This is a genomic window from Streptomyces sp. CBMA152 (assembly GCF_014596475.1).
In the GTDB taxonomy this organism is placed as follows: Bacteria; Actinomycetota; Actinomycetes; order Streptomycetales; family Streptomycetaceae; genus Streptomyces.
On the sequence record NZ_MECJ01000002.1, the window covers coordinates 295,579 to 315,477 of the forward strand.

Here is a 19,899-nt window from a genome sequence, read left to right on the forward strand (position 1 = left end):
CCGTCAGCAAATTGCCAGAGTGCCCGGTGAATTGATGTCATCAGTGGCAGGTTGCTGCCTACACGTAACGTGGAGGAAACGGCTGTGGACTTACGCCTGCAACAAGCCCATGCGGGCTGCGTGGAGTCCGGCCTGGAATCGGGAACGCGCGCCGAGCAGGCGCATGATGTCCGCGACTCGTCTGCGGTAGGTCCGCACCGACATGTCCAGTTCCCGGGCGGCCGCTTCGTCCGTGCAGCCGTCGCCGAGCATCTGCAGAATCCTCGTTCCGCAGTCGCTGCTGAGATATTCCTGGAGTTGCTGGTACTTGGCGAGCGGGGCGGCCCGGTGCCACGCGGTCATCATGAGGTCGTGGAGCGCCCTGACCACGCCGGGGGCGCGGATGATGGAGGCCTCGGCGCCGGGGGTGACCACGCCGGGCGAGCGCACCAGCGCGACCTGCCGGTCCACGACCAAGGCGGCCTGCCGCACGTCGGCGGCGGCCAGCCGGATCTCCACGCCCTCGACGATCGCGCCCAGTCGGGCCAGCCGGTCGTCCCCGGCCAGGTCGGGCGCCGCGAGAATCCGTACGCGGATATCGCGCGGGCGCCGGGCGGCCAGTCCGCGTAACGCGGCGCCGACCACGGGTAACGCGTCCTCTGAATTCGGTACGAGCATGGTCACCGAATGCTCGGCCCGCTCCACCAGGGATTCCAGTGTGTTGGCGGCGACACTTCTGTCGTCTATGACGGCGAGCGTCGAATCTTCGAGTGCGCGGATCTGTACATCGTTGACGACGGATTCGATCAACGGCCGCATCTGCGACAGCACTTCATCACAGAGGGAGTTGGAATTACGCATGCATGCCTCATCGAGTTTGCAGTATCGCGTCCGAAAAGGCAGCCGTGCTCGCAGCGACGAGGGAGTGAGGGGAAAATCCGGGTAGCGATGCGCGGCGCCCACCATTTCATGCCCCTGAAAAACACGCGCCTCTCTGTGATCACCACCCTACCGCTGAGTAACGCTACAGTTCGTAGCGATACATAGTCAACGCGTGACCACTGCACGGGGGTTGACATCCGGCCAGTCGCATGGTGCTGCGCTCGGTGACGCGGCCCACAGGGAGGGCAGGTCGGGCCCGCGCCCGCGCTCCCCGGCCACCATCGGACCGGCCCGGTGGGGCAACGGTTACCGCCGGTTCGGTGACCCCTGCGGCAGGCCCGGTGGCGTGAACGGCCGGACCGCGGCCAGTGGTTCGGATCTGACGCTTTTTGCGTGGTCCGAATTCTTGCGGGGCACGCAACTTCTGTACGCTGCCCGGCCATGGGCACTGCACAGCACAACGCCCCCGGGCCGGGGCTGCGCGAGCGCAAGAAGCAGGCGACCCGCACCGCGCTGAGCCTCGCGGCGCTGCGGCTCGCCTCGGAACGCGGCTGGGAGGCCGTCCGCGTCGAGGACATCGCGGCCGCGGCCGGGGTGTCGGCCCGTACGTTCAACAACTACTTCTCCAGCAAGGAGGAGGCCGTGATGGCCACGGGCGCCGACCGGGCCGAGCGGGTCAGGGTGGCGCTGCGGGGGCGGCCGCCCGAGGAGCCGCTGTGGGACGCGCTCACCCATGCGCTCACCAGTGCGCTCGGGGAGTCACCCGCAGTCGAACCCGGCATCGTCCTGCGCGCCCGCCTCACCCTCGCCCACTCACAACTCGCCGCCGAACAGATGCGGTTCGAGACGACCATGGCGGCAGCCCTCGCCGCCGAGATTGCCCGGCGCACCGGCACCGACGCCGAGCGCGACCTCTATCCGCGCCTGGCGGCCACCCTCGCCCTCACCACCACCCGGCTGGCCTTCGAGCACTGGGTGACCAGCGGCTCCGACGCCTCCGCGCTGGACTCCGTACGGCAGGCGCTGCGGCGCGTACGGATCGATCCGTAGCCCACCGCGGCGCGGACCCCGTCCGGCACGGCCGCCTCGGGTGCCCCAACGCACAGAGAGAGCCAACTGCCATGTCCCGTAAGCCTGTCAGCAATCCTGTCAGCACCGCATCACCCGCCAAGACTGCCGACGCGGAATCCACCGCACCGGACGGCTGGCGCAAGGTCCCGATCCTCGTCGTCGGACTCACCGCACTCCTCGTCGCGATGCTCACCGCCTTCGCGTTACCGGCGATCAACTCCGGCCCGCACAAGGTGCCCATCGCCGTCGTCGGGCCCGACGCGGCCGCAGAGAAGATCGCCGGGCAGCTGGAGAAGGCCAAGCCCGGCGGGTTCCGCATCAGGACGCTGCCGGACGCCGAGGCGGCCCGCGAGCGCATCGACGACCGCGACATCTACGGCGCGGTGGTCGTCGGCGCCACCCCGGGCGCCAAGCCCGAGGTCCTGATCGCCACCACCGCCAGCCCCACCATCGCCACGACCCTGCGCACCCTGGCCCGGGCGCTCGACCCGGCGACCGCCGAGTCCGGGGTCGTGGTGCGCGATCTGCACCCGCCGATGGCCGACGACCCCAACGCGATCGGGCTCTCGGCCGGTGCGCTGCCGCTGGTGCTCGGTGGGTATCTCGCCGCCGCCGCGATCGTGACGCTGCTGCGCGAACCCGCCCAGCGCGCCGCCACCGCGTTCGGCTTCTCGATCGCGGGCGGTTTCGCCCTCACGGCCCTGTTGCAGTACGGCTTCGGTGTGACCAACGGGAACTACGCGCTGACGTCGCTGGCCGTCACCTTCAGCACGGCCGCCACCTGCTGGACCATCATGGGCCTGCAAGCGGTGCTCGGCGGCGCCGGGCTGGGTCTGGGCGCGGCCATGATGATCTTCCTCGGCAACCCGCTGTCGGGGTTGGCCGGTGGCCCCGAGTGGCTGCCGACCCCATGGGGCACCTTCGGCCAGTTCCTGCCGCCGGGCGCGGGCGGGACGCTGCTGCGCTCGACCGCGTTCTTCGACGGCTCCGGCAGTATGCGCGCGCTGATCGTCCTGTCCTGCTGGCTCCTGGGCGGCCTCGCGCTCTTCGTCCTCGGATCACGCCGAGAGGCAGCGCCGGGAGTCGTGGCCCACACCCCGCAGCGGGAGCCGGAGCCCACGCTCGGCAAGTCCTAGGAAGGACAGCGGCCGTACGGGCCCCGAACCCGTACGGCCGCTCCGCCTCACTCCTCGACGAAGGCCACGGCCCGGGTGGGCGCCGCGCTCGTGCCGGTGAGTTTCAGCGGGAAGAAGCCGACCATGAAGCCGGTCGGCGGCAGGGAGGCCAGGTTCACCAACTGCTGGACGATCAGGGCCTCCTTGTCCTGGATCGCGTAGTGGCCGTCCCAGATGTGCGTGCTGTCACCGGTCTCCTGGAAGGCCGCGCGCATCCTCGGGATGGGGCGGTCCCAGCCGATGGCGTCGGTGCCGAGGATCGTGGCGCCCTTGCCGGTGAGGTAGCGGGTGCCCTCGCCGGACATACCGGGGTAGTCGAAGTACTGCGGCTCGCCCAGGGTGTAGCGCTCCTGACCGGTGCGGATGAGGACCGCGTCGCCTTCCTCGATGTCGCGTCCGGTCGCTTCGACGGCCTTGCGCAGCGCCTCCACGGGTATCGCCTCGCCCGGTTTGGCCCATGGTCGTACGTCCAGGACCAGGCCTGGGCGGTAGAGCTCTTCGAGGGCGAGGTCGCTGATGGTGCGGGAGGGGCGGCCCTCGCACATCCGGCCGCTGTGCAGCGGTGCGTCCACATGCGTACCGCAGTGGGTGCTGATCTCGCGCATGACCTCGCCGGCCGGTCCCTCGCGGCTCGGCAGGTCGTCGGGGTCGCAGCCGAAGGACGCGACCATGAAGTCACGGCCCCAGGCGTCGTGCGTGTGGTAGTCGATCTTCGGCGCGACCACCAGCGCCAGGTCGGGCATGTCGGGGGGGATGAGGTCTAGGTCACGGGGGTCGAGTGGGGAAGTCAGGTCGACGATGCGGCTCATCTCAACTCAGCCTCTCTCGGGTGCGGCGTGCGGGGACCTGCCGATGACTCCTCTCAGCTCGGTCTTCAGGACTTTTCCGTAGGAGTTCTTGGGCAGCGCGGCGACGAAGCGGAAGTCCCGTGGCCGCTTGAATCGCGCCAGCTGCCCAAGGCAGTGGTCGTCCAGCTCGGCGGCCGTCGCCGTCCGTCCGTCCGCGAGGACGACGAAGGCGACGGGCAGTTCACCCCACTCGGGGTCGGGAGCGCCCACGACGGCGGCCTCGGCGACCGCCGGGTGACGCAGCAGGGCTTCCTCCACCTCACGCGGATAGATGTTGGAACCCCCGGCGATGATCAGGTCCTTGGCGCGGTCGACAAGGGTGAGGAAACCGTACGCGTCGAACCATCCCAGGTCGCCGGTGTGCAACCGACCGCCGCGCAGGGTACGCGCGGTGGCGTCCGGGTTGTTCCAGTAGCCCGCCATCACGGTGTCACCCCTGACGGTGACCTCGCCCGTGGTCCCGGGCGCCACCTCCCGGCCGTCCGCGTCCACCACCCGCACCTCGACCCCGGTGCGCGGGCGCCCGACGCTCGCCAGGCGCCGTCCCAGCGCCTCGGCGTCGTCGCCCTCGTGGTCCTCGGGCCGCAGATGGGTGATGGTGGCGGGGGTCTCGCCCTGCCCGTACCCCTGCCACAGCCGCCGGGCTCCGAAGCGGGCGATGACCTTGCGCAGGTCCTCGGTGTACATCGGGGCCCCGCCGTAGAGGATGTGGTGCACCTGCCCGACCAGCGCGTCCGGCAGCAGGGCGGGATCCAGCAGTCGGCGCAGGATGGTCGGCACCGCGAAGAACGTCACCGGCCCGTGGGCCCGCAGCGCCTCGGCCAGGGCGGGTGCGTCCACCGCACCGCCCCGGGGGAAGACCTGGGGCCGCGAACGGGCCACCGTGGCCAGGCCGAAGAGCCCGCCCGCGTGGGACAGGGGTGCGATGTGCAGCAGCGAGGCGTCCATGCCCCGGCTGATGTCGGCGAGCGCGCAGGCGGTGGCCGCCGCCAGATTGGCATGGGTGAGGGTGGCGCCCTTGGGGTGGCCGGTCGTGCCGCTCGTATAGAACAACCACGCCGGGTCACCCGGTCGTACGTCCGCCGGGGGCTCGCCCCCGGGCTGTTCGACCGCCCCGGCCAGCTCCGCGACCGACGTCAACATGGTTGATCCCAGGCCGTGTTCACGCAGCAGACCGAACAGCTCGTCCGTGGCGACACACACCCGGGCCGTGCAGTCCTCGATCTGCTGGGCGAACTCCTTCGGGTGCAGCCGCGCGTTCATCGGCGTCGCCACAAGACCGGCCCACCACACGCCGAACAGGATCTCCGGATAGTACGGAGTGTTGCGCATCGCCAGCGCGACCCGGTCGCCGGGTCGCAGACCGTACTCGCGCAGCAACGCGGCCCCGATCGCCCGGGCCCGCTCGGCCAGTTGACGATAGTCGCGCACCACGTCGGCGCCCTCGCACACCGCCGGGGCGTCCGGGGTGCGCCCGGCCGCTCGGTGGAGCAGCGCAGCGATGTTCACGGGTCCGTACATCGGCTCGTTCATGAACGTCCCCCTTCGCCGGGCGGCGCCTCCAGGACGACGACCGCGGCGGCCGCCTCCTCGAAGCCCAGGAACCCGCCGCCGTTCTCGGCGAGCCCGATGCGGGCACCGGGCACCTGACGTACACCGGCCTCGCCGCGCAACTGTGTGGTGAGCTCTGCTATCTGCCCGATGCCGGTGGCCCCGACGGGATGGCCGTTGCACTCCAGACCGCCGGAGGTGTTCACCGGGAGGCGGCCGCCGAGCTCGGTGTGGCCGCGCTCGGCCGCGAGGGCGCCCTCGCCGGACGCCACTAGGCCGAGGGCTTCGAGCTGAAGGACCTCGCCGATCGCCGTCGCGTCATGGACCTCGGCGAGCGAGACGTCGCCGGGACCAAGTCCCGCGCGTTCGTAGGCAGTTGAGGATGCGAGCCGGGTGATCTGCCGTGCCTCGTCGTCCAGGGCCCGGCCCGAGCCGGAGGCCACCACGCTCGCCCGGATCCGCACGGCACGCCGCAGGCCGAGCCGTCGCGCCGCCGCCGGTGAGCAGACCAGGGCCGCCGCCGCGCCGTCGCCGATGGGCGCGCACATCGGCAGCGTCAGCGGCGCCACGATCTCCCGTGCGGCGAGCACTTCGTCGACCGTGAGCGGGGTGCGGTGGGTGGCCTTGGGGTTGAGCGAGCCGTGCCGCCGGTTCTTGGCGGTGACGGCGGCGAGCCGGCGGGGGGTGCAGTCGGGGTGCCGCCGTCGGTAGTGGGCGGCGAGGGCGGCGTAGATGTCCATGAACACCGAGCGCCGCCCGGGCGGGACGGCCTCGGCCCCGGCCGCCTCCCGCAGCGCCTTGAGCTCGGCCTCCCAGCGCGCCACGTCAAGACCGCCCCGGAACGCCTCGGTCGTGCGCACCTCGTCGGCCCCGTACATCTTCTCGGCGCCGAGGGCCAGGGCGACCTCCATCTCCCCGGCCCGTACGGCGGTGGCCGCGAGATGGAAGGCCGTGGCACCACTGGCGCAGGCGTTCTCGACGTTGACGACCGGAACACCTTCGAGGCCGGTGCCGCGCATCGCGATCTGACCCCGTATCAGATGCTGTCCTTCCAGGGCTCCTTGGGTGGCGTTCGCGAAGAACACCCCGTCGACCACGGAGGATTCGACCCCGGCGTCGGCCAGGCACAGCGACAGTGCCTCACCCGCGAGCGCGCCGACGCCGAGGTCCGGGAACCTGCCGTACGGAGTACGGCCCACGGCGAGCACGTACGCGTCGCTCATGAGCCGTTCGCGGGGCTCACCGGGACGCGCACCGTATTGCGCAGGACGCCGATCCCCTCGACCTCCAGCTCGACCACGTCCCCGTCGCCGAGCGAGCGCGCCAGGTCGAAGCCGGTGCCTGAGGGGACCGTGCCGGACCCGATGACGTCCCCGGCGTGCACCGCCCGGTCCCGGCTGAGCTGCACGATCGCGTCCTCGAAGCTGTGCTCCATGCCGTCGGTGGTGCCGCGCGACCACTCCTGGCCGTTGACCCGGGCGGTCATCGTCAGCGCGTACGGATCGGTCAGCTCGTCGCGGGTGACGATGCAGGGGCCGAGGGTGTTGGACCCGGCGAAGTCCTTGCCCTCGCAGGGCCCCACGCCCGCCCGCATCAGCACCATCTGGAGGTCCCGGGCGCTCCAGTCGTTGAAGACCGTGTACCCGAAGATGTGCTCGCCGGCCGCCCCGGGCTTGACCTCCCGGCCCGTACGGCCCACCACGGCGGCGAACTCCAGCTCGTAGTCGAGCTCCTGCGCCCCCGCCGGGGCGGTGATCACGTCCTCGGGCCCGCTCACCGACAGATGGTCGGCCGTGTAGTACATGACCCGCTCGCGGAACAGCGGGTTCAGGTCGAACCGGCCGCTCGCCATGAGCCGTTCGAACTCGGCGGCGGGATCCTCCGCCCCGGCGGACTGGCGCCGGGCCAACTCCCGTAATCCGGACTCCAGATGGGCGATGAACAGCCCGCAGTCGCGCAGCCGGGCCGGGCGCGGCAGGGGCGACAGGAGGCGGACGTCGGCCCGGGCGAGCAAGCTGCTGTCGGGACGGCGTTCGGCCAGCTCCTGGGCGCGGGCGAGACCGGCGTCGGCCGACTCGATCAGCGCCTGCATGGAGGCGAAGGCCGCTTCGTCGGGAGCTGCGGCGGTGAGATCGAGGACGGTCGCGTCCTCGTCCAGCAGTGCCCCGACGCACTGCCGGTTCGGTTGGTTCTCCCTGACGAACGTGACCAGGCGCATGACGTCTCCCAACGTGCGGCCAGCGGCTCGGAACAAGACTCGGAACGGGTACGGCTCAGAAGGGGTGCGGCGGGAAGGAGGCACGGCTCGATGGCTTCGACGGGGTGGCGAGACTCGCTCACCCGCGAATACTGGACAGCTGTCCAATCGTTGGACGCCTGACACAGGTCGTCAAGAGTCCGGACATGATCAGTGTCCGCGCGGTGCTCGGCCCGGCATCGGCCGCCGGAGGTCTGGGGCGGCCGCACCCCCTGTGGAACAATCGCCCGCATGGCTGGTCGTCGTGAGGAATCCGCGCGGGAGAGCCGCCGTCGTCTGCTTCAGGCCGCGACGGACCTGGTGGCCGAGGCGGGCCCGAGGGCCGCGTCCGTACAGGCGGTCGCCGAGCGGGCGGGCATCAGCCGGGGCTCGGTCGCCTGGCACTTCGGCTCGAAGGACGGCCTGATCGTCGAGGTGATCGAGCGCGCCTTCACCACGGCCGAGGAGGAGTACCGCCGACGCCTGCCGCAGTCCGGCCCGCTCTCCTTCGACCTGCTCGTGGACGCGCATCTGGCCGTGGTCGACGCCCCCTGCGGCCGCGTGTTCGCGACGGTCCTGCCCGAAGTCCTCGGCGGCGAGGGCCCGTTGAGGGGCGCCTACGTACGGGGTTACGAACGCACCCGGCAGGTGTGGATCGGCTATCTGGAACGGATCACGGCCGGAACGCCCGGACTGCCCGACGCGAAGAGCCTGGCGTCGATCGTCTTCGGCAGCGGGGTGGGCGTGAACACCCTGCACAGCCTCGACGGCCTGGTGGACCGGGAGGCGGCCTTCGCGGCCCTGAAGCAGCTCTTCGCTCTGGCGGTGGCTCCTCGCGGGGAGTGATGGTGCGAACACGTGGTGTGTGCTTGCGTTGGAGTGCGCTCCAACCTCTAGCTTCGACCACATGAACAGCGCACAGCACCACGCACCCGCTCACACCTCCCACTCCGACATCAGCGTCGACGACCGTTTCGAGCGTGGCCTCGAACTGCTCAGGAAGGTGGGCGGGCGGGAGCGGCCGGCCGTTCTCGACGCCGTCGCCGACATCGCCCCCGACCTCGGTCGTATGACGGTCGCGTTCGGATACGGGGAGCTCCTGGCGAACGACCGGCTCACCCTCCCGGAGCGCCAAGTGGCCACCGTCGCCGCGCTGTCGGCGCTGGGCAACGCCGCGCCGCAGCTGCGCTTCCACATAGACGGCGCGCTGAACATCGGTGTCACCCCGGCCGAGGTGGTCGAGGTGCTGATCCACACCGCCGTGTACGCGGGCATCCCGGCCGCACTCAATGCCATCGCCGTGGCCCGCGAGGCGTTCGAGGCCCGGCCCGACCTGGCCTTCGAGCCGGTCACCACGGCTGAGCAGGGCAAGCGATACGAGCGTGGCCTCGCCAAGCTCGCCGAGGTGGACGGGCACGCCGGGGACGCCGTCGTCGCCTCCCTGCGCGACATCGCCCCCGATCTGGCGCGCTACATCATCGAGTTCGTCTTCGGCGACATCTACTCCCGGCCCGCCCTGGACCTCAAGTTCCGCGAGCTGGCGAGCGTCGCCATGTGTACGGCGCTGGGCACCGCCGCGCCCCAGCTCCGGGTCCACATCCACGGCCTGCTCAACGTCGGCGGCACGCAGGAGGAGGTCGTCGAGGTGATCACGCAGATGGTGGGTTACGCCGGTTTCCCCGCCGCCCTGAACGGCATCGCGGCGGCACGCGAGGTGTTCGCGGAGCGGGCGGCGGGCTGAGCGCCCCGACTGATCCATGCGGGCGGAGGGCTGAGCGCCCGGACTGGTCGAGCGGTCACGCCACCTGCGCCGCGATCACACGTGCGCACTCCATCGACTCGACACCCGCCGTGTCCACCTCCACGTCGTACACCATGCCCCGGTGGACCAACTCCGCCTGGGACATGGCCATCCCGGTGATCCGGTCGCCGCGTGCCACCTCGCGGCCCGCGGCGACCGCGCCGTCGCACCGGACGCCGACCCACACCACCCGCAGCTCGCCCAGCGCCTTCTGCCAGCGCAGCTGGGAGTCCGCGCCGCCGAGGAAGACCTCGTCGAGGATGATCCGGGCGCCCGCGCGGGCCATCGCGGCGATTCCCTCCATCCACGCCGCCTCCACCGCGCGGAACTCCGGACCGACGATCACCTCGCCGTCCCCCGCGAGCTCGATCCCGCCGCCCCCGGCACGCATCGACGCGGGCGTCGCCTCGACGAGCGTGTCGATACCGAGAGCCAGCCAGGGATCCGGCAGAACCGCCTGCAGACACCGTGCGATCCCGGACTTGCCCGAGCTGGAGCCACCGTTGAGAACGATCACCTGAGTCATCACCGCGCCACAGTAGGGGCATCGTGGCCAGGTACGACACCGGATTTCAGCGCCGGGCCCACCGGGGTGTCCACGCGTCGTCGTGGTCGGACGGCGTCGGGCCGAGGTGGTCGCGCAGCGCCGTGAGCGCGGGGTGGGTGTTGTCGGCGCGCCAGATCAACGAGTGCGGGTAGACCGGCGTCGGGTCGTGCACGGGGATGCGTCGCAGGTCGTACCCGGCGGGCCAGACGAAGCGGGTCTGTTCACCGACGAGGGTCGCCAAGTCCGATGAATCGGCGATCGCTTCAAGAAGGTGCTCCATGCCGAAGTTGGGGCCGAGCGGATCGATGGTGAGTCCGAACTCGGTGGCGAGCTCGTCGTAGTACGCGGCCCACTCGGTGCCGGTGACGATGCCGGGCATCCAGATCCGGTGGCCGACTAGTTGACGGAGTGTCACTTCCCGGGCGCCGGCTAGTGCGTGGCCCGGTCCGGTGAGCAGTTGCAGCGGCTCGTCGTGCACCCGCGCGGCTTCGATGCCTTCGGGGAGCTGCCGTACGGGCACGGTGACCGCGCGGAAGGTCGCGTCGATGGTGCCCGAGCGGACCGCCGCGATCGCCGCGTCGGCGTCGAAGAGGGTCACCACGTCGAGCTCGACGGCGGGATGCGCGCGGTGGAAGTCCTGCAGCAGACCCGCCGGGGCGAGTCGGCGACCGATCACGTCGACGCGCAGCGCACGCCGCCCGGGCCGCACGGACGCGGCCGCCCGTTCCTCGGCCTGGAGCAGAGCGCGCGCGTACGGCCGGAACGCCTGCCCGTCGATGGTGAGCCGAGCCCCGCGCGCGGTGCGCGTGAAAAGCCGTACACCGAGGTCCTTCTCCAGCGCGGCGACGCGCTTGGAGACGGCCTGCTGGGTGATCGAGAGATCGGCGGCGGCTTCCCGGAACTGACCCGCGTCCGCGACGGCGACGAAGGTGCGTACGGCATCGAGATCCATGTCGAGCGATCCTAACGACACAACGAAGCGTTGTGGCTGAGCCTCCGGACGGTTGTTTGATCTGCGGCCCGGCCGCTGGCTTTAATCTTGACGGCCAACATGAGGTTGTACGGGAACGTCACGGCGAGGGGGACTCACATGGTGGCGGGGCGACCGCTGGGGCGGCGGTTCGGGTGGCTCTGGGCGGCGTACGGGGTGAGCACGCTCGGCACCTGGCTGGCCTTCGACGCGTTCCCGCTGATCGCGATCCTCGTGCTGCACGCAGGCTCGACCGAGGTGTCGCTGCTCGCGGCGGCGGGCCTCGCGGTGGGGGCGGCGGTGGCGGTGCCGCTCGGCCCATGGGTGGAGTTCCGCCGCAAGCGGCCGGTGATGGTGGCGATGGACCTGGTCCGGTTCGCGGCGGTGATCAGCATCCCGGCCGCGTACGCGCTCGGTCTGCTCGGCTTCGCCCAGCTCCTGGTCGTGTCGATCGTCGTCGCCGCGGCCGACATCACCTTCACCGCGGCCAGCGGCGCCTGCCTCAAAGCGCTCGTACGCCGCGAGCACCTGCTCGTCGCGAACGGGCGGTTCGAGTCGACGACCTGGACCGCCACCGTGCTCGGCCCGCCGCTCGGCGGGGCCGCGATCGGGCTGTTCGGCCCGGTCACGACCGTGGCGGCCAACGCGGTGAGCTTTCTGCTCTCGGCGGCGGGGATTCGCGCGATCGGCGGGAAGGAGCCGCACCCCGTACGCACCGAGGCGCCGCGCGGCCGGGTCGGTGAACTGCTCGAAGGGTGGCGCTACATCCTGACCCACCCGGAGCTGCGCCCGCTGTTCTTCAACACGATCCTCGTGAACAGCCTGATCATGGCGACCGGGCCGCTGCTGGCCTTCCTCATGCTCGGCCGCCTCGGCTTCGCACCCTGGCAGTACGGCCTCGCGTTCGCCGTGCCGTGCATCGGCGGTCTCGTCGGCTCACGGCTGGCCCACCGCCTCGTCACACGGTTCGGACGGCACAAGGTGTTGATCACCACCGGGGTGCTGCGGGCGTGCTGGTCGATCGGGCTCGCCTTCGTCCGCCCCGGCGTCACCGGGCTCGTCGTGGTGATGGTCGTCGAGCTCGGCCTGATCACCTGCTCGGGCGTGTTCAACCCGGTGTACGCCACGTACCGCCTCGACCGGACCGCCACGGACCGGGTCGCCCGCACCCTGTCGGCGTGGTCGGTCAGCACCAAGACCGGCATCGCGGCGACGACCGCGGCGTGGGGCCTGCTGGCGGGCATGGTGGGCGCCCGCACCGCGATCGGTCTCGCCGGCGCCCTCCTCCTGGCGACCCCGCTCCTGCTCCTGAAGCTCCCGCACGTCGGCGGCGATCGGACGGCCGACGTGGTGGGGGCCGCCTGAGCCGAGGTGTTCCGTGGCCGAGCCCGGGTACTCGGCCGGGCACCGCACGCCGAGGGGCGACGAAGGGGGCGAGTGGGATGTCGGGCGATCGCGTACCCGCACGGGCGGACGGCAGGCACGAGAGCGCCGACCAACGCGCGGACCGCAGGTGGGGCGAGCTTATCCAGGAAGTACGGGTGACCCAGACCGGCGTACAGATCCTCTTCGGATTCCTGCTGACCGTCGTGTTCACGCCGCGCTACCAGCAACTCCCGCACATGGACCGAACGATCTACATCGTGACGGTGGTCCTCGGCGCGGCGGCCACCGGCGCGCTCATCGGGCCGGTGTCCTTCCACCGGATCGTCGCCGGGCGGCGCATCAAACCCGAGGCGGTGCGCTGGGCCTCGCGCCTCACCTTCGCGGGTCTGCTCCTGCTGCTGGCCACGATGACCTCGGCGCTGCTGCTCGTCCTGCGCGTGGCCACCGATGGCGGCTATGTGCCGTGGCTGGTGGCCGGGGTGGTCGCTTGGTATCTGGCCTGCTGGTTCGTGCTTCCCTTCTGGGCCCGCCATCGGCACACCACCGGTTGACGGTGGCCGCTCCTACGCGACGGTCGCGTGCTCCCGCGCCGCTTCTGATCGACGGTAGGAATGGAACCAGCGGGAGCGGGAGCCGAGGACGCCGAGGCCCAGGGCGACCAGGTGGCCCGCGTCTGCCAGTTCCTGGTCGATGATCCAGGCCACCGCGAGCAGTACGGTCAGCGCGGTGAGCCCCAGCAGGCGGACGCGCCGGCCGGCGAGGGCCAGCAGGCAGGCCGTGGTGGCGACCAGGCCGTAGCTGATCCCCACATCGCGGGCCCGGGACAGGGCACCAGGCAGATGGGCGAGGTGCATCAGCCACATGGCGCCTTCCGTGAGCAGCGTCGCCACGACGTGCCCGAAGAGGAAGACACCGAACCCCCGGATGCCTCCCCACCGCCACTCCGCGAGCCCGAGCACGACGGCCACCGCCGCGATGCCGAGCAGTACGGGAACGCCGTCCACCACCAGCCCGCTGGTGAACAGGGTCCACCATTTCCCGACCTCCAGGTGGTGGACATTGCTGCTGTTGTGCCGGACGAACCGCGCCTGTTCCCCTACGGACTGGCTGGACATCCAGGCGGCCGTCACCAGCAGCAGCGTGACGTAGACCGTCGTCGCGGGCAGCCGGGGCACGGCGGCCAGCACCGTACGGACCGCCCGCCGCTCGCGCACCCCGTGCATCCGTACCTCTCGTCTCGCCTCATACGTCGACGCGTTCCAGCGCGCTCCCTTACCAAGAGCGTCCAGGTGACGGGACGGTTGCGCGATGGTGGTGAGGCGGGACTCACACCGCGCGCTCCATGAGCTGCCGCGCCGTCGCCCGGAGTTCGGCGAGGAAGGCCGCCACGGCGGGGGAGTCGGCGCGGCCGTGCGGGGTCGCCGCGTAGACCGCGCGGTGCGGCACGTCGTCCGGGTGGACGGGGACGAGCACGATGTCCGCGCGGACCGAGTCGGCCGCGAGCGCGGGCAGCAGGGTCACCCCGAGACCGGCCGCGACGAAACCCTGCTTGGCGATCCAGTCCCGTACGACGAGGGTCGCACGCGGCCGGAAGCCCGCCTCCAGGACCGGCCGCATCAGGGTGTCCTCGGGCCGGGTGCTGCCCGCCACCCACTCCTCGTCGGCGAGCTCGGCCAGCCGCAGCCTCCGTCGACCCGCCATACGGTGGTCCAGCGGCACGGCCACGAACATCGGCTCGTCCAGCAGATGCCGCAGCGCGCAGCCGTCGAGGGCCCGTCCGGCCGTGGCGCTGACGACGGCGATGTCCAGCTCCCCGGAGGCCAGCAGCCCCAGATGTTTGACGGAGGGGCCTTCGGTACGGGCGATGGTCACACGGGGATGCAGCCGCCGGAACGCGGCGAGGCTGCGGGGGAGCAGTGCGGCGTCGGCGGTCGAGAACGCCCCGACCCGCAACAGCCCGCTGTCGAGGGTGCGCAGCGCGGTGAGTTCCGCGCGGGCCGCCGCGAGCCGGTCCCGTACGGCTTCGGCGTGCGGCACCAACACCCGCCCCGCCTCGGTGAGTTGGACGCCACGGGGCAGCCGGTCGAACAGGACGCTCCCCAGCTCGGCCTCCAGCGTCTGCACCTGGCGGGAGACCGCGGACTGGGTGTAGCCGAGGGCCTGGGCGGCGGCGGTGAACGACCCGTCGGCGGCGACGCGCAGGAAGACGTCGTAGAGGCTGGAGCCAGAGGCATGCGTGTCGGTCATGGCTGCCATGCTAGACATTCGCTTGTGGCATGAGTGAGGTGATCCGTACGGTCGTTCCATGAACACGGACATGAAGACGAACACGCAGCGGGTCGCGTTTCTGGGACTGGGCAACATGGGCGCGCCGATGGCCCGTCGGCTGCTCGGCGCGGGGTATGAACTGACGGTCTGGAACCGTACGGCCGCCAAGGCCGAGGCGCTGGTGGCGGAGGGGGCCGTGGTCGCCGCGAGCCCGGCCGAGGCCGTGGCCGACGCGGACGTCGTCATCACGATGCTCGCGGATCCGGCGGCGGCACTGGCCGTCGCGGACACGATGATTCCGGCGCTGCGGGAGGGGGCGACGTGGATCGACACGTCGACCGTGGGCCCGGACACGGTCCGGGAGTTGGCCGCGCGCCTGCCGCAGGGCGTGACGCTGGTCGACGCGCCGGTGATGGGCAGTGTGGACCGGGCGGCGACGGGTGAACTGCTGATCCTGGCGGGCGGTGACACCGGCGAGGTGGACGCCCTGCTCGCGGAGCTGGGGTCGGTGACACCCTGCGGCGAGGTGGGCACCGGAGCGGCGCTCAAGCTCGTCCTGATCAGTACGGTCATCGGCGGAGTGGCCCTGGTGGCCGAGGGGTTGCGACTGGCCGAGGCACTCGGCCTGCCGGAAGAGCTGGCCCGCACGGCACTCGCGGCGAGCCCGGTCGCGGGGGTGGTGGCGCGGGCGTTCGCGACGGACGCCTACTTCCCGGTGTCGCTCGCGGCCAAGGACGTGGCCCTGGCCACCGCGACGACCGACCTGCCGGTCCTGGAGGCGGTCCACACCGCACTGCGCTCCCGGCCGGAGCTGTCGAGCGCCGACCTGGCGTCGCTGCGTACCTGATCGTCGGCACTTCCTCGTACGAGATCTCTCCCGTCCTCACACGACGGCGAGGACGAGGGAGGCGACGGCGAGGGCGAAGTAGCCCCCGGGGAAGTGGATGTTGCCGTACACCCGGGCTCGGATGTGTGCCACGAGCGCGCCGAGGAAGAACAGCACCAGCCCGATGGCCGCGGCGACACCGATGACGTGAAAGCCGAGAAGCCCGAGCAGCAGTCCCACGGCTCCGGCGGCTTTCATCGTGGCCAGCATCGGCAGCCAGGTCCGGGGCAGATTCACTTCGGCCGAGTTGGCGAGGACGAACTGGGCCCGGGCGAAGTCGGCGACGGCCATCCCGGCGTTGGCCGCGATGGTGAGGGCGGTGACGACTGCGTACGCGATGAACATGGTGACTCGGTATCTCCCGGTCGGGGGTCGTGTGCGGCGGCGAGCTGTCGCCCACCCGCTGTGTCGACCCTCGCCGAGGCTGCCGAGGTGCGTCCAATACCTGCTTCTATAACCTGATGGCATGGACGTCGACACCAGGCTGTTGCGTTACTTCGTCGCGGTCGCGCGGGAGGGCAGTGTCACGGGGGCCGCGGAGCGGTTGTTCGTGTCGCAACCGGCGCTGACCAAACAGATCAAGCAGCTGGAAACCCAGCTCGGGGTGCGGTTGTTCACGCGTTCCCGCGCCGGGATGGCCCTCACCGAACCGGGCCGGGCGCTTGCGGAGGGGGTGCCCGCGCTGCTGTCCGGCTGGGAGCGGGTGCTGCGCGAGACCAAGAGCGCGGACAGCCGGGCGGCCCGTGTGCTGCGTATCGGTTTCCTGGCCAGCGCCGCCAACGAGGCCACCCAGCACATCGTCGCGGCCTTCACCCGGCTGCGGCCGGGCTGGCGGGCCGAGATGCGGCAGGCCGCGTGGTCGGACCCGAGCGCAGGACTGGCCGACGGGGACGTCGACGCGGCCCTGCTCCGGCTGCCGTTCCCGGGCCAGGACAGGCTGCGAGTGGAAGTGCTGTTCACCGAACCCCGGTGGGTGGCACTACCCTCGTCACACCCACTGGCCGGGCGCGACCTGATCCCCTTCCGCGACCTGTGGGACGAGCCGTTCGTCGCGGCCCCGCCCGAATCCGGCGAGTGCCGGGACCACTGGCTGGCCACCGACGAACGCGAGGGCAACCCCGTGCGCGTCGGCGCCGTCACCGCCCAACCCGACGACTGGCTCAGCGCGATCGCCAACGGCTACGGCGTCGCGCTGGCCCCCGAGTCCGCGGTCCGCTTCTACGCCCGTCCCGGCGTCATCTACCGCCCGGTGAGCGGTGTGAGCCCCAGTGCGGTCGGCGTCGCCTGGGCGCCCGCCGACGACGCCAACCCCGTGGTCCAGGACTTCGTACGCTGCTGTCTGAGCAGCATGCCACCGGACGCAGCCACCGACTACCAGTCCCCGCCGCCGAAGTCACTTCCCGAATCAGAGCCGAAGCCACCGCCGCCGAAACTGCCCGAGAAGTCGGACGGGTTGAAGTCGGAACCCGTGAACTCACCGCCGCCCGGGGCGCTTTCGGCCCCCGCGAAGTCCGGGGCGGCGAACGCCGAGGGCGCGCTGAGCAGACTGCCGAGCGCCGTTCCCACCAGGAGGCCGCCGAGGATGCCACCGGCGCCGCCGAAGTAACCACCCGCCCAGGGCGCGTACGCGGGGCCCGCGTTCCAGTACGGCTGCGGCCCGTTGTCGGTGTGGACCATACGGGAGTCGGGCTCGTCACCGGCCTTCACGCGTACGGCGTCGGCGCCACACGCGGGCACCGGGCGCGGCGCCCCGCCCGCCGGCGCCCACTGCACGTCCTCCACCGAGGGCCCGTGGCGCGGGTCGAAGAAACAGGGCACACGCCGCTCGGGCAGCGGCGCGCCCGAGCGGCGGGCGGCGAGGGTGGCCAGCGCGAAGCGGCCCTCACCGAGGGTCTCGGTCACCGGTTGCACGTCCTGCGGCCCGGTGGCCGCGGCCATCTGCTCCTTGGCCTTGTCGTACGCGTCGAGAGCCCGCGCGTAGTCCTCGCGCATCGCGTCCGTCGCGCTGGGCTCGGACGGGGAGAAGACGAGCCGGTCCAACTCCTCGCCGAATGCGGTGATGTCCTCGTCGACCACGACGCGCAGAGCGTCCAGCTCGGCGCGTTCACGCTCCTCGCGCTTCTTCTTGGCGCGGCGGAACAAGGCGTACGCGCCTGCCCCGCCGGCCACGATCACACCGCCGCCGACGAGCAGCGCGGTGGCTCCGGAGCTGCCGTTGTCCTTGCCCGCCCAGGAGGCCGGAGCCTTGCCCTTGGCCTGCTCCAACGCCTGGTCGACAAAGCTGTTCAGCTCCGCCTGCGCGTTGCCGGGCGAGGAACGTTTGACGGCGCCCACCAGGTTGTCGACGGAGTTGCGGGACATCACCCGCCGGTCCGCACCGGCGTTGAAGCCGTCGCCGAGGCGGATCGCGTACACACCGCTGATGCCGGTGAGGGAGCGTACGTCCTTGAGCACGGAGCTCTTGGGGTAGTCGGCGGTCGTGGGCAGGACGGCGACGAAGACCGGCTTGCCCGCGTCCTTGATCTTCTTGGCCAGTGCTTCGGCCTCCGGCTTCGGCAGTTGGTCCGTGGCCCGTGGGTCCACGTACACGGGACCCTTCTTGAGCGCGTCGGCCACGTCACCGGTGCCGCCGCCCGCGGCGTGCGCGGGCAGCGGCAGGAGAGCGGCGGCGACCGCCAGCAGAAGTCCGGCCGACGCGGTGGCCGGACGGAGCCGTGAAGCAGCAATGGCGGGCATGGGGGAGCCTCCGCAGGTGACTTGTCGGTGTGGCCGACGGTGTCGGCCGACTGAGAGGGCACCCTTGAGGGCAACGGGACGCCCGCGCGCCCCCTCATACTTCTATAGTTGCGCAATATAGCAAGTAACCGAGGAGGGTGTGTCGGGCATGTCGGGTGTGTCGTCGCGCCGGTGGCGTCAGCCGATCGGCAGACAGACCACCTGGGACTGGAAAGTCCGTGCCGCGGTCCCGGTGTTGTTCATCGTCACGATCCATGAGTCCGTGACCGTGTGGGACGCCACCGGGATCAGACCGCTGGACTCACCGCCCCGGAACTGAAAGCCACCGCCGGTGACGCTCGTTCCGGCCGGGCACCTGGCGATGGCGCTCTCGGAAGCGCCGGGAGCGACGGTGGTCACCGCGCTGAGCACGGTACGGGGAGGCTTGGTGACCCCGGACGGACCGGTGGGGCCCTGATCGCCCTTGTCCCCCTTGTCTCCCTTATCGCCCTTGTGGCCCACTTCGCCGCCCTTGCCTGCGGGCCCTGCGGGGCCCGCAGGGCCCTGAGGTCCGACGGGTCCCTGTGGGCCATGGCAGACGAGGTAGTCGCCCATACGCTCGCACGGGTCGTCACCTCCGCCGGGAGGCGCCGCCGAGGCGGCCGGAACCGCCAGCGCGCCGACACTCATCACCGCGGCGGCGGCCACGGCCATACGAGTTGCTGCCCTACGAGTGTTCATGGTGTTCCTCTCCTTCGACTTCTTCGACGTGGGATCAGGTTCCGGGCTTGTGTCCCCAGACGTATACGGCGTCGCCCTCGTGCAGGGTCGTCCAGAGGCGGCGTGCGTCGTCGTAGCGCAGGTTGACGCATCCGTGGGAGCCGGCGCCTTCGTAGATGTTTCCGTAGACGCCGTGGATCGCCTGGCCGCCGCTGAAGAACTGGCTGAACGGCATCGGCGAGTCGTACAGCGTGGAGACGTGGTCGCGGTTGCGCCAGTAGACCGTGAACCAGCCGGTGCGGGTGGGGGTCTCGGTCTGGCCGCTGCGGACGCCGACCGGCGCGAAGGTCACCTTCCCGGCCGTGGCGACCCACATGATCTGGTGGTCCAGGTCGACGCAGGCCACCCGGCCCTGGCGTGTGGGGCAGCCGTGCAGCTCGCCGGTGTGGTTGAGGGCCCAGTCCAGGTACAGGGCCGCGTACGTGATCGGTCCGGCGGAGCCGTTGGCCGGGACGATGACCTGGCCCTCCTGGTACCGCTGGATCGCCTGGCAGTCGTCGGCCGACTGCTCGCCGTCCACCGTCAGTCCCAACAACCGCTCGACCTCGCGCTGATAGGGACCGTTCGACAGCACGCACTTCTCATGCGGGTCCACCACCGAGCTGGACCGGTGCGCCTCGGCCGGGTGAGTGGCGGCTCCGTGGGCCGGAGCGATGCCAACCGTGAGTACGAGGGGTGCCGCGACCGGGAGCAGGCCCCATCGGAGGCGACCGCCGGGAAACTTCCACATGTCGCATACATGTGCACCGTCTGGGCCGCCTCCTTCTCCCGTGGAACCGAAGTTCACTCTCATGCGTCGGGCAG

20 protein-coding genes and 1 pseudogene are annotated in these 19,899 nt (G+C 71.3%); 8 read left to right on the forward strand and 13 right to left on the reverse strand.

The window, feature by feature from the left end; all coding sequences use genetic code 11:
- Positions 1-90 precede the first annotated feature (90 nt).
- A complete protein-coding gene (locus tag BG418_RS02285) occupies positions 91-840 on the reverse strand; it encodes a helix-turn-helix transcriptional regulator (RefSeq protein WP_188271924.1) in 750 nt (249 codons plus the stop codon).
- Between the two features lie 462 nt (positions 841-1,302).
- On the opposite strand from BG418_RS02285, the gene BG418_RS02290 reads away from it, so the two are divergent.
- Both BG418_RS02290 and BG418_RS02295 read left to right on the forward strand, forming a co-directional pair.
- Positions 1,303-1,911 (forward strand): TetR/AcrR family transcriptional regulator, encoded by a 609-nt coding sequence (locus tag BG418_RS02290; protein ID WP_188271925.1) that lies wholly within the window; start codon positions 1,303-1,305, stop codon positions 1,909-1,911.
- 71 nt (positions 1,912-1,982) lie between these two features.
- Positions 1,983-3,068, forward strand: coding sequence for a hypothetical protein (locus tag BG418_RS02295; RefSeq protein ID WP_188271926.1), 1,086 nt, complete (start codon positions 1,983-1,985; stop codon positions 3,066-3,068).
- 47 nt (positions 3,069-3,115) lie between these two features.
- On the opposite strand, the gene BG418_RS02300 is transcribed toward BG418_RS02295, so the two are convergent.
- From BG418_RS02300 to BG418_RS02315, 4 genes are read right to left on the reverse strand one after another with little or no spacing between them, the layout of a single operon-like run.
- Complete coding sequence (locus BG418_RS02300; protein WP_188271927.1) at positions 3,116-3,916, reverse strand: cyclase family protein; 801 nt, start codon at positions 3,914-3,916, stop codon at positions 3,116-3,118.
- A 6-nt stretch (positions 3,917-3,922) separates the two neighbouring features.
- The gene (locus BG418_RS02305) at positions 3,923-5,488 is read right to left on the reverse strand and encodes an AMP-binding protein (RefSeq protein ID WP_223184216.1); all 1,566 of its coding nucleotides are present in this window, start codon (positions 5,486-5,488) and stop codon (positions 3,923-3,925) included.
- On the reverse strand, positions 5,485-6,729 hold the full coding sequence (locus BG418_RS02310) for a thiolase family protein (protein WP_188271928.1): 1,245 nt from the start codon (positions 6,727-6,729) through the stop codon (positions 5,485-5,487). Before BG418_RS02310 ends, BG418_RS02305 begins: the two co-directional genes overlap by 4 nt.
- Entirely contained in the window at positions 6,726-7,724 is a 999-nt protein-coding gene (locus BG418_RS02315; protein WP_188271929.1) for a fumarylacetoacetate hydrolase family protein, read from the reverse strand. Before BG418_RS02315 ends, BG418_RS02310 begins: the two co-directional genes overlap by 4 nt.
- A gap of 270 nt (positions 7,725-7,994) precedes the next feature.
- Here BG418_RS02315 and BG418_RS02320 point away from each other — a divergent pair, with 270 nt between their 5' ends.
- Positions 7,995-8,588 carry a TetR/AcrR family transcriptional regulator gene (locus BG418_RS02320; protein WP_188271930.1) on the forward strand — a complete coding sequence of 198 codons (594 nt, stop codon included), beginning with the start codon at positions 7,995-7,997 and terminating at the stop codon, positions 8,586-8,588.
- A gap of 61 nt (positions 8,589-8,649) precedes the next feature.
- Positions 8,650-9,483, forward strand: a complete 834-nt coding sequence (locus BG418_RS02325; protein ID WP_188271931.1) for a carboxymuconolactone decarboxylase family protein — start codon at positions 8,650-8,652, stop codon at positions 9,481-9,483.
- Between the two features lie 55 nt (positions 9,484-9,538).
- Here the strand turns inward: BG418_RS02325 and cpt are convergent, their stop codons facing one another.
- Positions 9,539-10,069 (reverse strand): chloramphenicol phosphotransferase CPT, encoded by a 531-nt coding sequence (cpt, locus tag BG418_RS02330; RefSeq protein ID WP_188271932.1) that lies wholly within the window; start codon positions 10,067-10,069, stop codon positions 9,539-9,541.
- A 46-nt stretch (positions 10,070-10,115) separates the two neighbouring features.
- Positions 10,116-11,042: a LysR family transcriptional regulator gene (locus BG418_RS02335; RefSeq protein WP_188271933.1), complete on the reverse strand. Its 927-nt coding sequence runs from the start codon at positions 11,040-11,042 to the stop codon at positions 10,116-10,118.
- 138 nt (positions 11,043-11,180) lie between these two features.
- Here BG418_RS02335 and BG418_RS02340 point away from each other — a divergent pair, with 138 nt between their 5' ends.
- The gene (locus tag BG418_RS02340) at positions 11,181-12,425 is read left to right on the forward strand and encodes an MFS transporter (protein ID WP_188271934.1); all 1,245 of its coding nucleotides are present in this window, start codon (positions 11,181-11,183) and stop codon (positions 12,423-12,425) included.
- Between the two features lie 77 nt (positions 12,426-12,502).
- Positions 12,503-12,997 (forward strand): DUF6328 family protein, encoded by a 495-nt coding sequence (locus BG418_RS02345; protein WP_188271935.1) that lies wholly within the window; start codon positions 12,503-12,505, stop codon positions 12,995-12,997.
- 12 nt (positions 12,998-13,009) lie between these two features.
- Here BG418_RS02345 and BG418_RS02350 read toward each other — a convergent pair whose 3' ends face one another.
- Positions 13,010-13,669 carry a rhomboid-like protein gene (locus tag BG418_RS02350; protein WP_223184217.1) on the reverse strand — a complete coding sequence of 220 codons (660 nt, stop codon included), beginning with the start codon at positions 13,667-13,669 and terminating at the stop codon, positions 13,010-13,012.
- Between the two features lie 103 nt (positions 13,670-13,772).
- Positions 13,773-14,693 carry a LysR substrate-binding domain-containing protein gene (locus tag BG418_RS02355; protein WP_317453468.1) on the reverse strand — a complete coding sequence of 307 codons (921 nt, stop codon included), beginning with the start codon at positions 14,691-14,693 and terminating at the stop codon, positions 13,773-13,775.
- Positions 14,694-14,751: 58 nt separating this feature from the next.
- Here BG418_RS02355 and BG418_RS02360 point away from each other — a divergent pair, with 58 nt between their 5' ends.
- Complete coding sequence (locus BG418_RS02360) at positions 14,752-15,561, forward strand: NAD(P)-dependent oxidoreductase (RefSeq protein ID WP_223184218.1); 810 nt, start codon at positions 14,752-14,754, stop codon at positions 15,559-15,561.
- Between the two features lie 36 nt (positions 15,562-15,597).
- Here BG418_RS02360 and BG418_RS02365 read toward each other — a convergent pair whose 3' ends face one another.
- Positions 15,598-15,945, reverse strand: coding sequence for a DoxX family protein (locus tag BG418_RS02365; protein ID WP_188271937.1), 348 nt, complete (start codon positions 15,943-15,945; stop codon positions 15,598-15,600).
- A gap of 121 nt (positions 15,946-16,066) precedes the next feature.
- Between BG418_RS02365 and BG418_RS02370 the strand changes: the two are divergent.
- Positions 16,067-16,939 (forward strand): annotated as a pseudogene (locus tag BG418_RS02370) (LysR family transcriptional regulator); the annotation flags it as partial.
- Positions 16,940-16,971: 32 nt separating this feature from the next.
- Here the strand turns inward: BG418_RS02370 and BG418_RS02375 are convergent.
- From BG418_RS02375 to BG418_RS02385, 3 genes are all read right to left on the reverse strand, one after another.
- The gene (locus BG418_RS02375; RefSeq protein ID WP_188271938.1) at positions 16,972-18,336 is read right to left on the reverse strand and encodes a hypothetical protein; all 1,365 of its coding nucleotides are present in this window, start codon (positions 18,334-18,336) and stop codon (positions 16,972-16,974) included.
- 177 nt (positions 18,337-18,513) lie between these two features.
- Positions 18,514-19,056 carry a hypothetical protein gene (locus BG418_RS02380; RefSeq protein WP_188271939.1) on the reverse strand — a complete coding sequence of 181 codons (543 nt, stop codon included), beginning with the start codon at positions 19,054-19,056 and terminating at the stop codon, positions 18,514-18,516.
- 34 nt (positions 19,057-19,090) lie between these two features.
- On the reverse strand, positions 19,091-19,825 hold the full coding sequence (locus BG418_RS02385) for a L,D-transpeptidase (RefSeq protein WP_223184219.1): 735 nt from the start codon (positions 19,823-19,825) through the stop codon (positions 19,091-19,093).
- Between the last annotated feature and the right edge of the window lie 74 nt (positions 19,826-19,899).

Excerpts from the sequence above, each read along its gene's own strand:
- BG418_RS02285 (WP_188271924.1), bottom strand. The coding sequence starts at position 840 with ATGCGTAATTCCAACTCCCTCTGTGATGAAGTGCTGTCGCAGATGCGG.
- BG418_RS02290 (WP_188271925.1), top strand. The coding sequence starts at position 1,303 with ATGGGCACTGCACAGCACAACGCCCCCGGGCCGGGGCTGCGCGAGCGC.
- BG418_RS02295 (WP_188271926.1), top strand. The coding sequence starts at position 1,983 with ATGTCCCGTAAGCCTGTCAGCAATCCTGTCAGCACCGCATCACCCGCC.
- BG418_RS02300 (WP_188271927.1), bottom strand. The coding sequence starts at position 3,916 with ATGAGCCGCATCGTCGACCTGACTTCCCCACTCGACCCCCGTGACCTA.
- BG418_RS02305 (WP_223184216.1), bottom strand. The coding sequence starts at position 5,488 with ATGAACGAGCCGATGTACGGACCCGTGAACATCGCTGCGCTGCTCCAC.
- BG418_RS02310 (WP_188271928.1), bottom strand. The coding sequence starts at position 6,729 with ATGAGCGACGCGTACGTGCTCGCCGTGGGCCGTACTCCGTACGGCAGG.
- BG418_RS02315 (WP_188271929.1), bottom strand. The coding sequence starts at position 7,724 with ATGCGCCTGGTCACGTTCGTCAGGGAGAACCAACCGAACCGGCAGTGC.
- BG418_RS02320 (WP_188271930.1), top strand. The coding sequence starts at position 7,995 with ATGGCTGGTCGTCGTGAGGAATCCGCGCGGGAGAGCCGCCGTCGTCTG.
- BG418_RS02325 (WP_188271931.1), top strand. The coding sequence starts at position 8,650 with ATGAACAGCGCACAGCACCACGCACCCGCTCACACCTCCCACTCCGAC.
- cpt (WP_188271932.1), bottom strand. The coding sequence starts at position 10,069 with ATGACTCAGGTGATCGTTCTCAACGGTGGCTCCAGCTCGGGCAAGTCC.
- BG418_RS02335 (WP_188271933.1), bottom strand. The coding sequence starts at position 11,042 with ATGGATCTCGATGCCGTACGCACCTTCGTCGCCGTCGCGGACGCGGGT.
- BG418_RS02340 (WP_188271934.1), top strand. The coding sequence starts at position 11,181 with ATGGTGGCGGGGCGACCGCTGGGGCGGCGGTTCGGGTGGCTCTGGGCG.
- BG418_RS02345 (WP_188271935.1), top strand. The coding sequence starts at position 12,503 with ATGTCGGGCGATCGCGTACCCGCACGGGCGGACGGCAGGCACGAGAGC.
- BG418_RS02350 (WP_223184217.1), bottom strand. The coding sequence starts at position 13,669 with ATGCACGGGGTGCGCGAGCGGCGGGCGGTCCGTACGGTGCTGGCCGCC.
- BG418_RS02355 (WP_317453468.1), bottom strand. The coding sequence starts at position 14,693 with ATGACCGACACGCATGCCTCTGGCTCCAGCCTCTACGACGTCTTCCTG.
- BG418_RS02360 (WP_223184218.1), top strand. The coding sequence starts at position 14,752 with ATGAACACGGACATGAAGACGAACACGCAGCGGGTCGCGTTTCTGGGA.
- BG418_RS02365 (WP_188271937.1), bottom strand. The coding sequence starts at position 15,945 with ATGTTCATCGCGTACGCAGTCGTCACCGCCCTCACCATCGCGGCCAAC.
- BG418_RS02375 (WP_188271938.1), bottom strand. The coding sequence starts at position 18,336 with ATGCCCGCCATTGCTGCTTCACGGCTCCGTCCGGCCACCGCGTCGGCC.
- BG418_RS02380 (WP_188271939.1), bottom strand. The coding sequence starts at position 19,056 with ATGAACACTCGTAGGGCAGCAACTCGTATGGCCGTGGCCGCCGCCGCG.
- BG418_RS02385 (WP_223184219.1), bottom strand. The coding sequence starts at position 19,825 with ATGTGGAAGTTTCCCGGCGGTCGCCTCCGATGGGGCCTGCTCCCGGTC.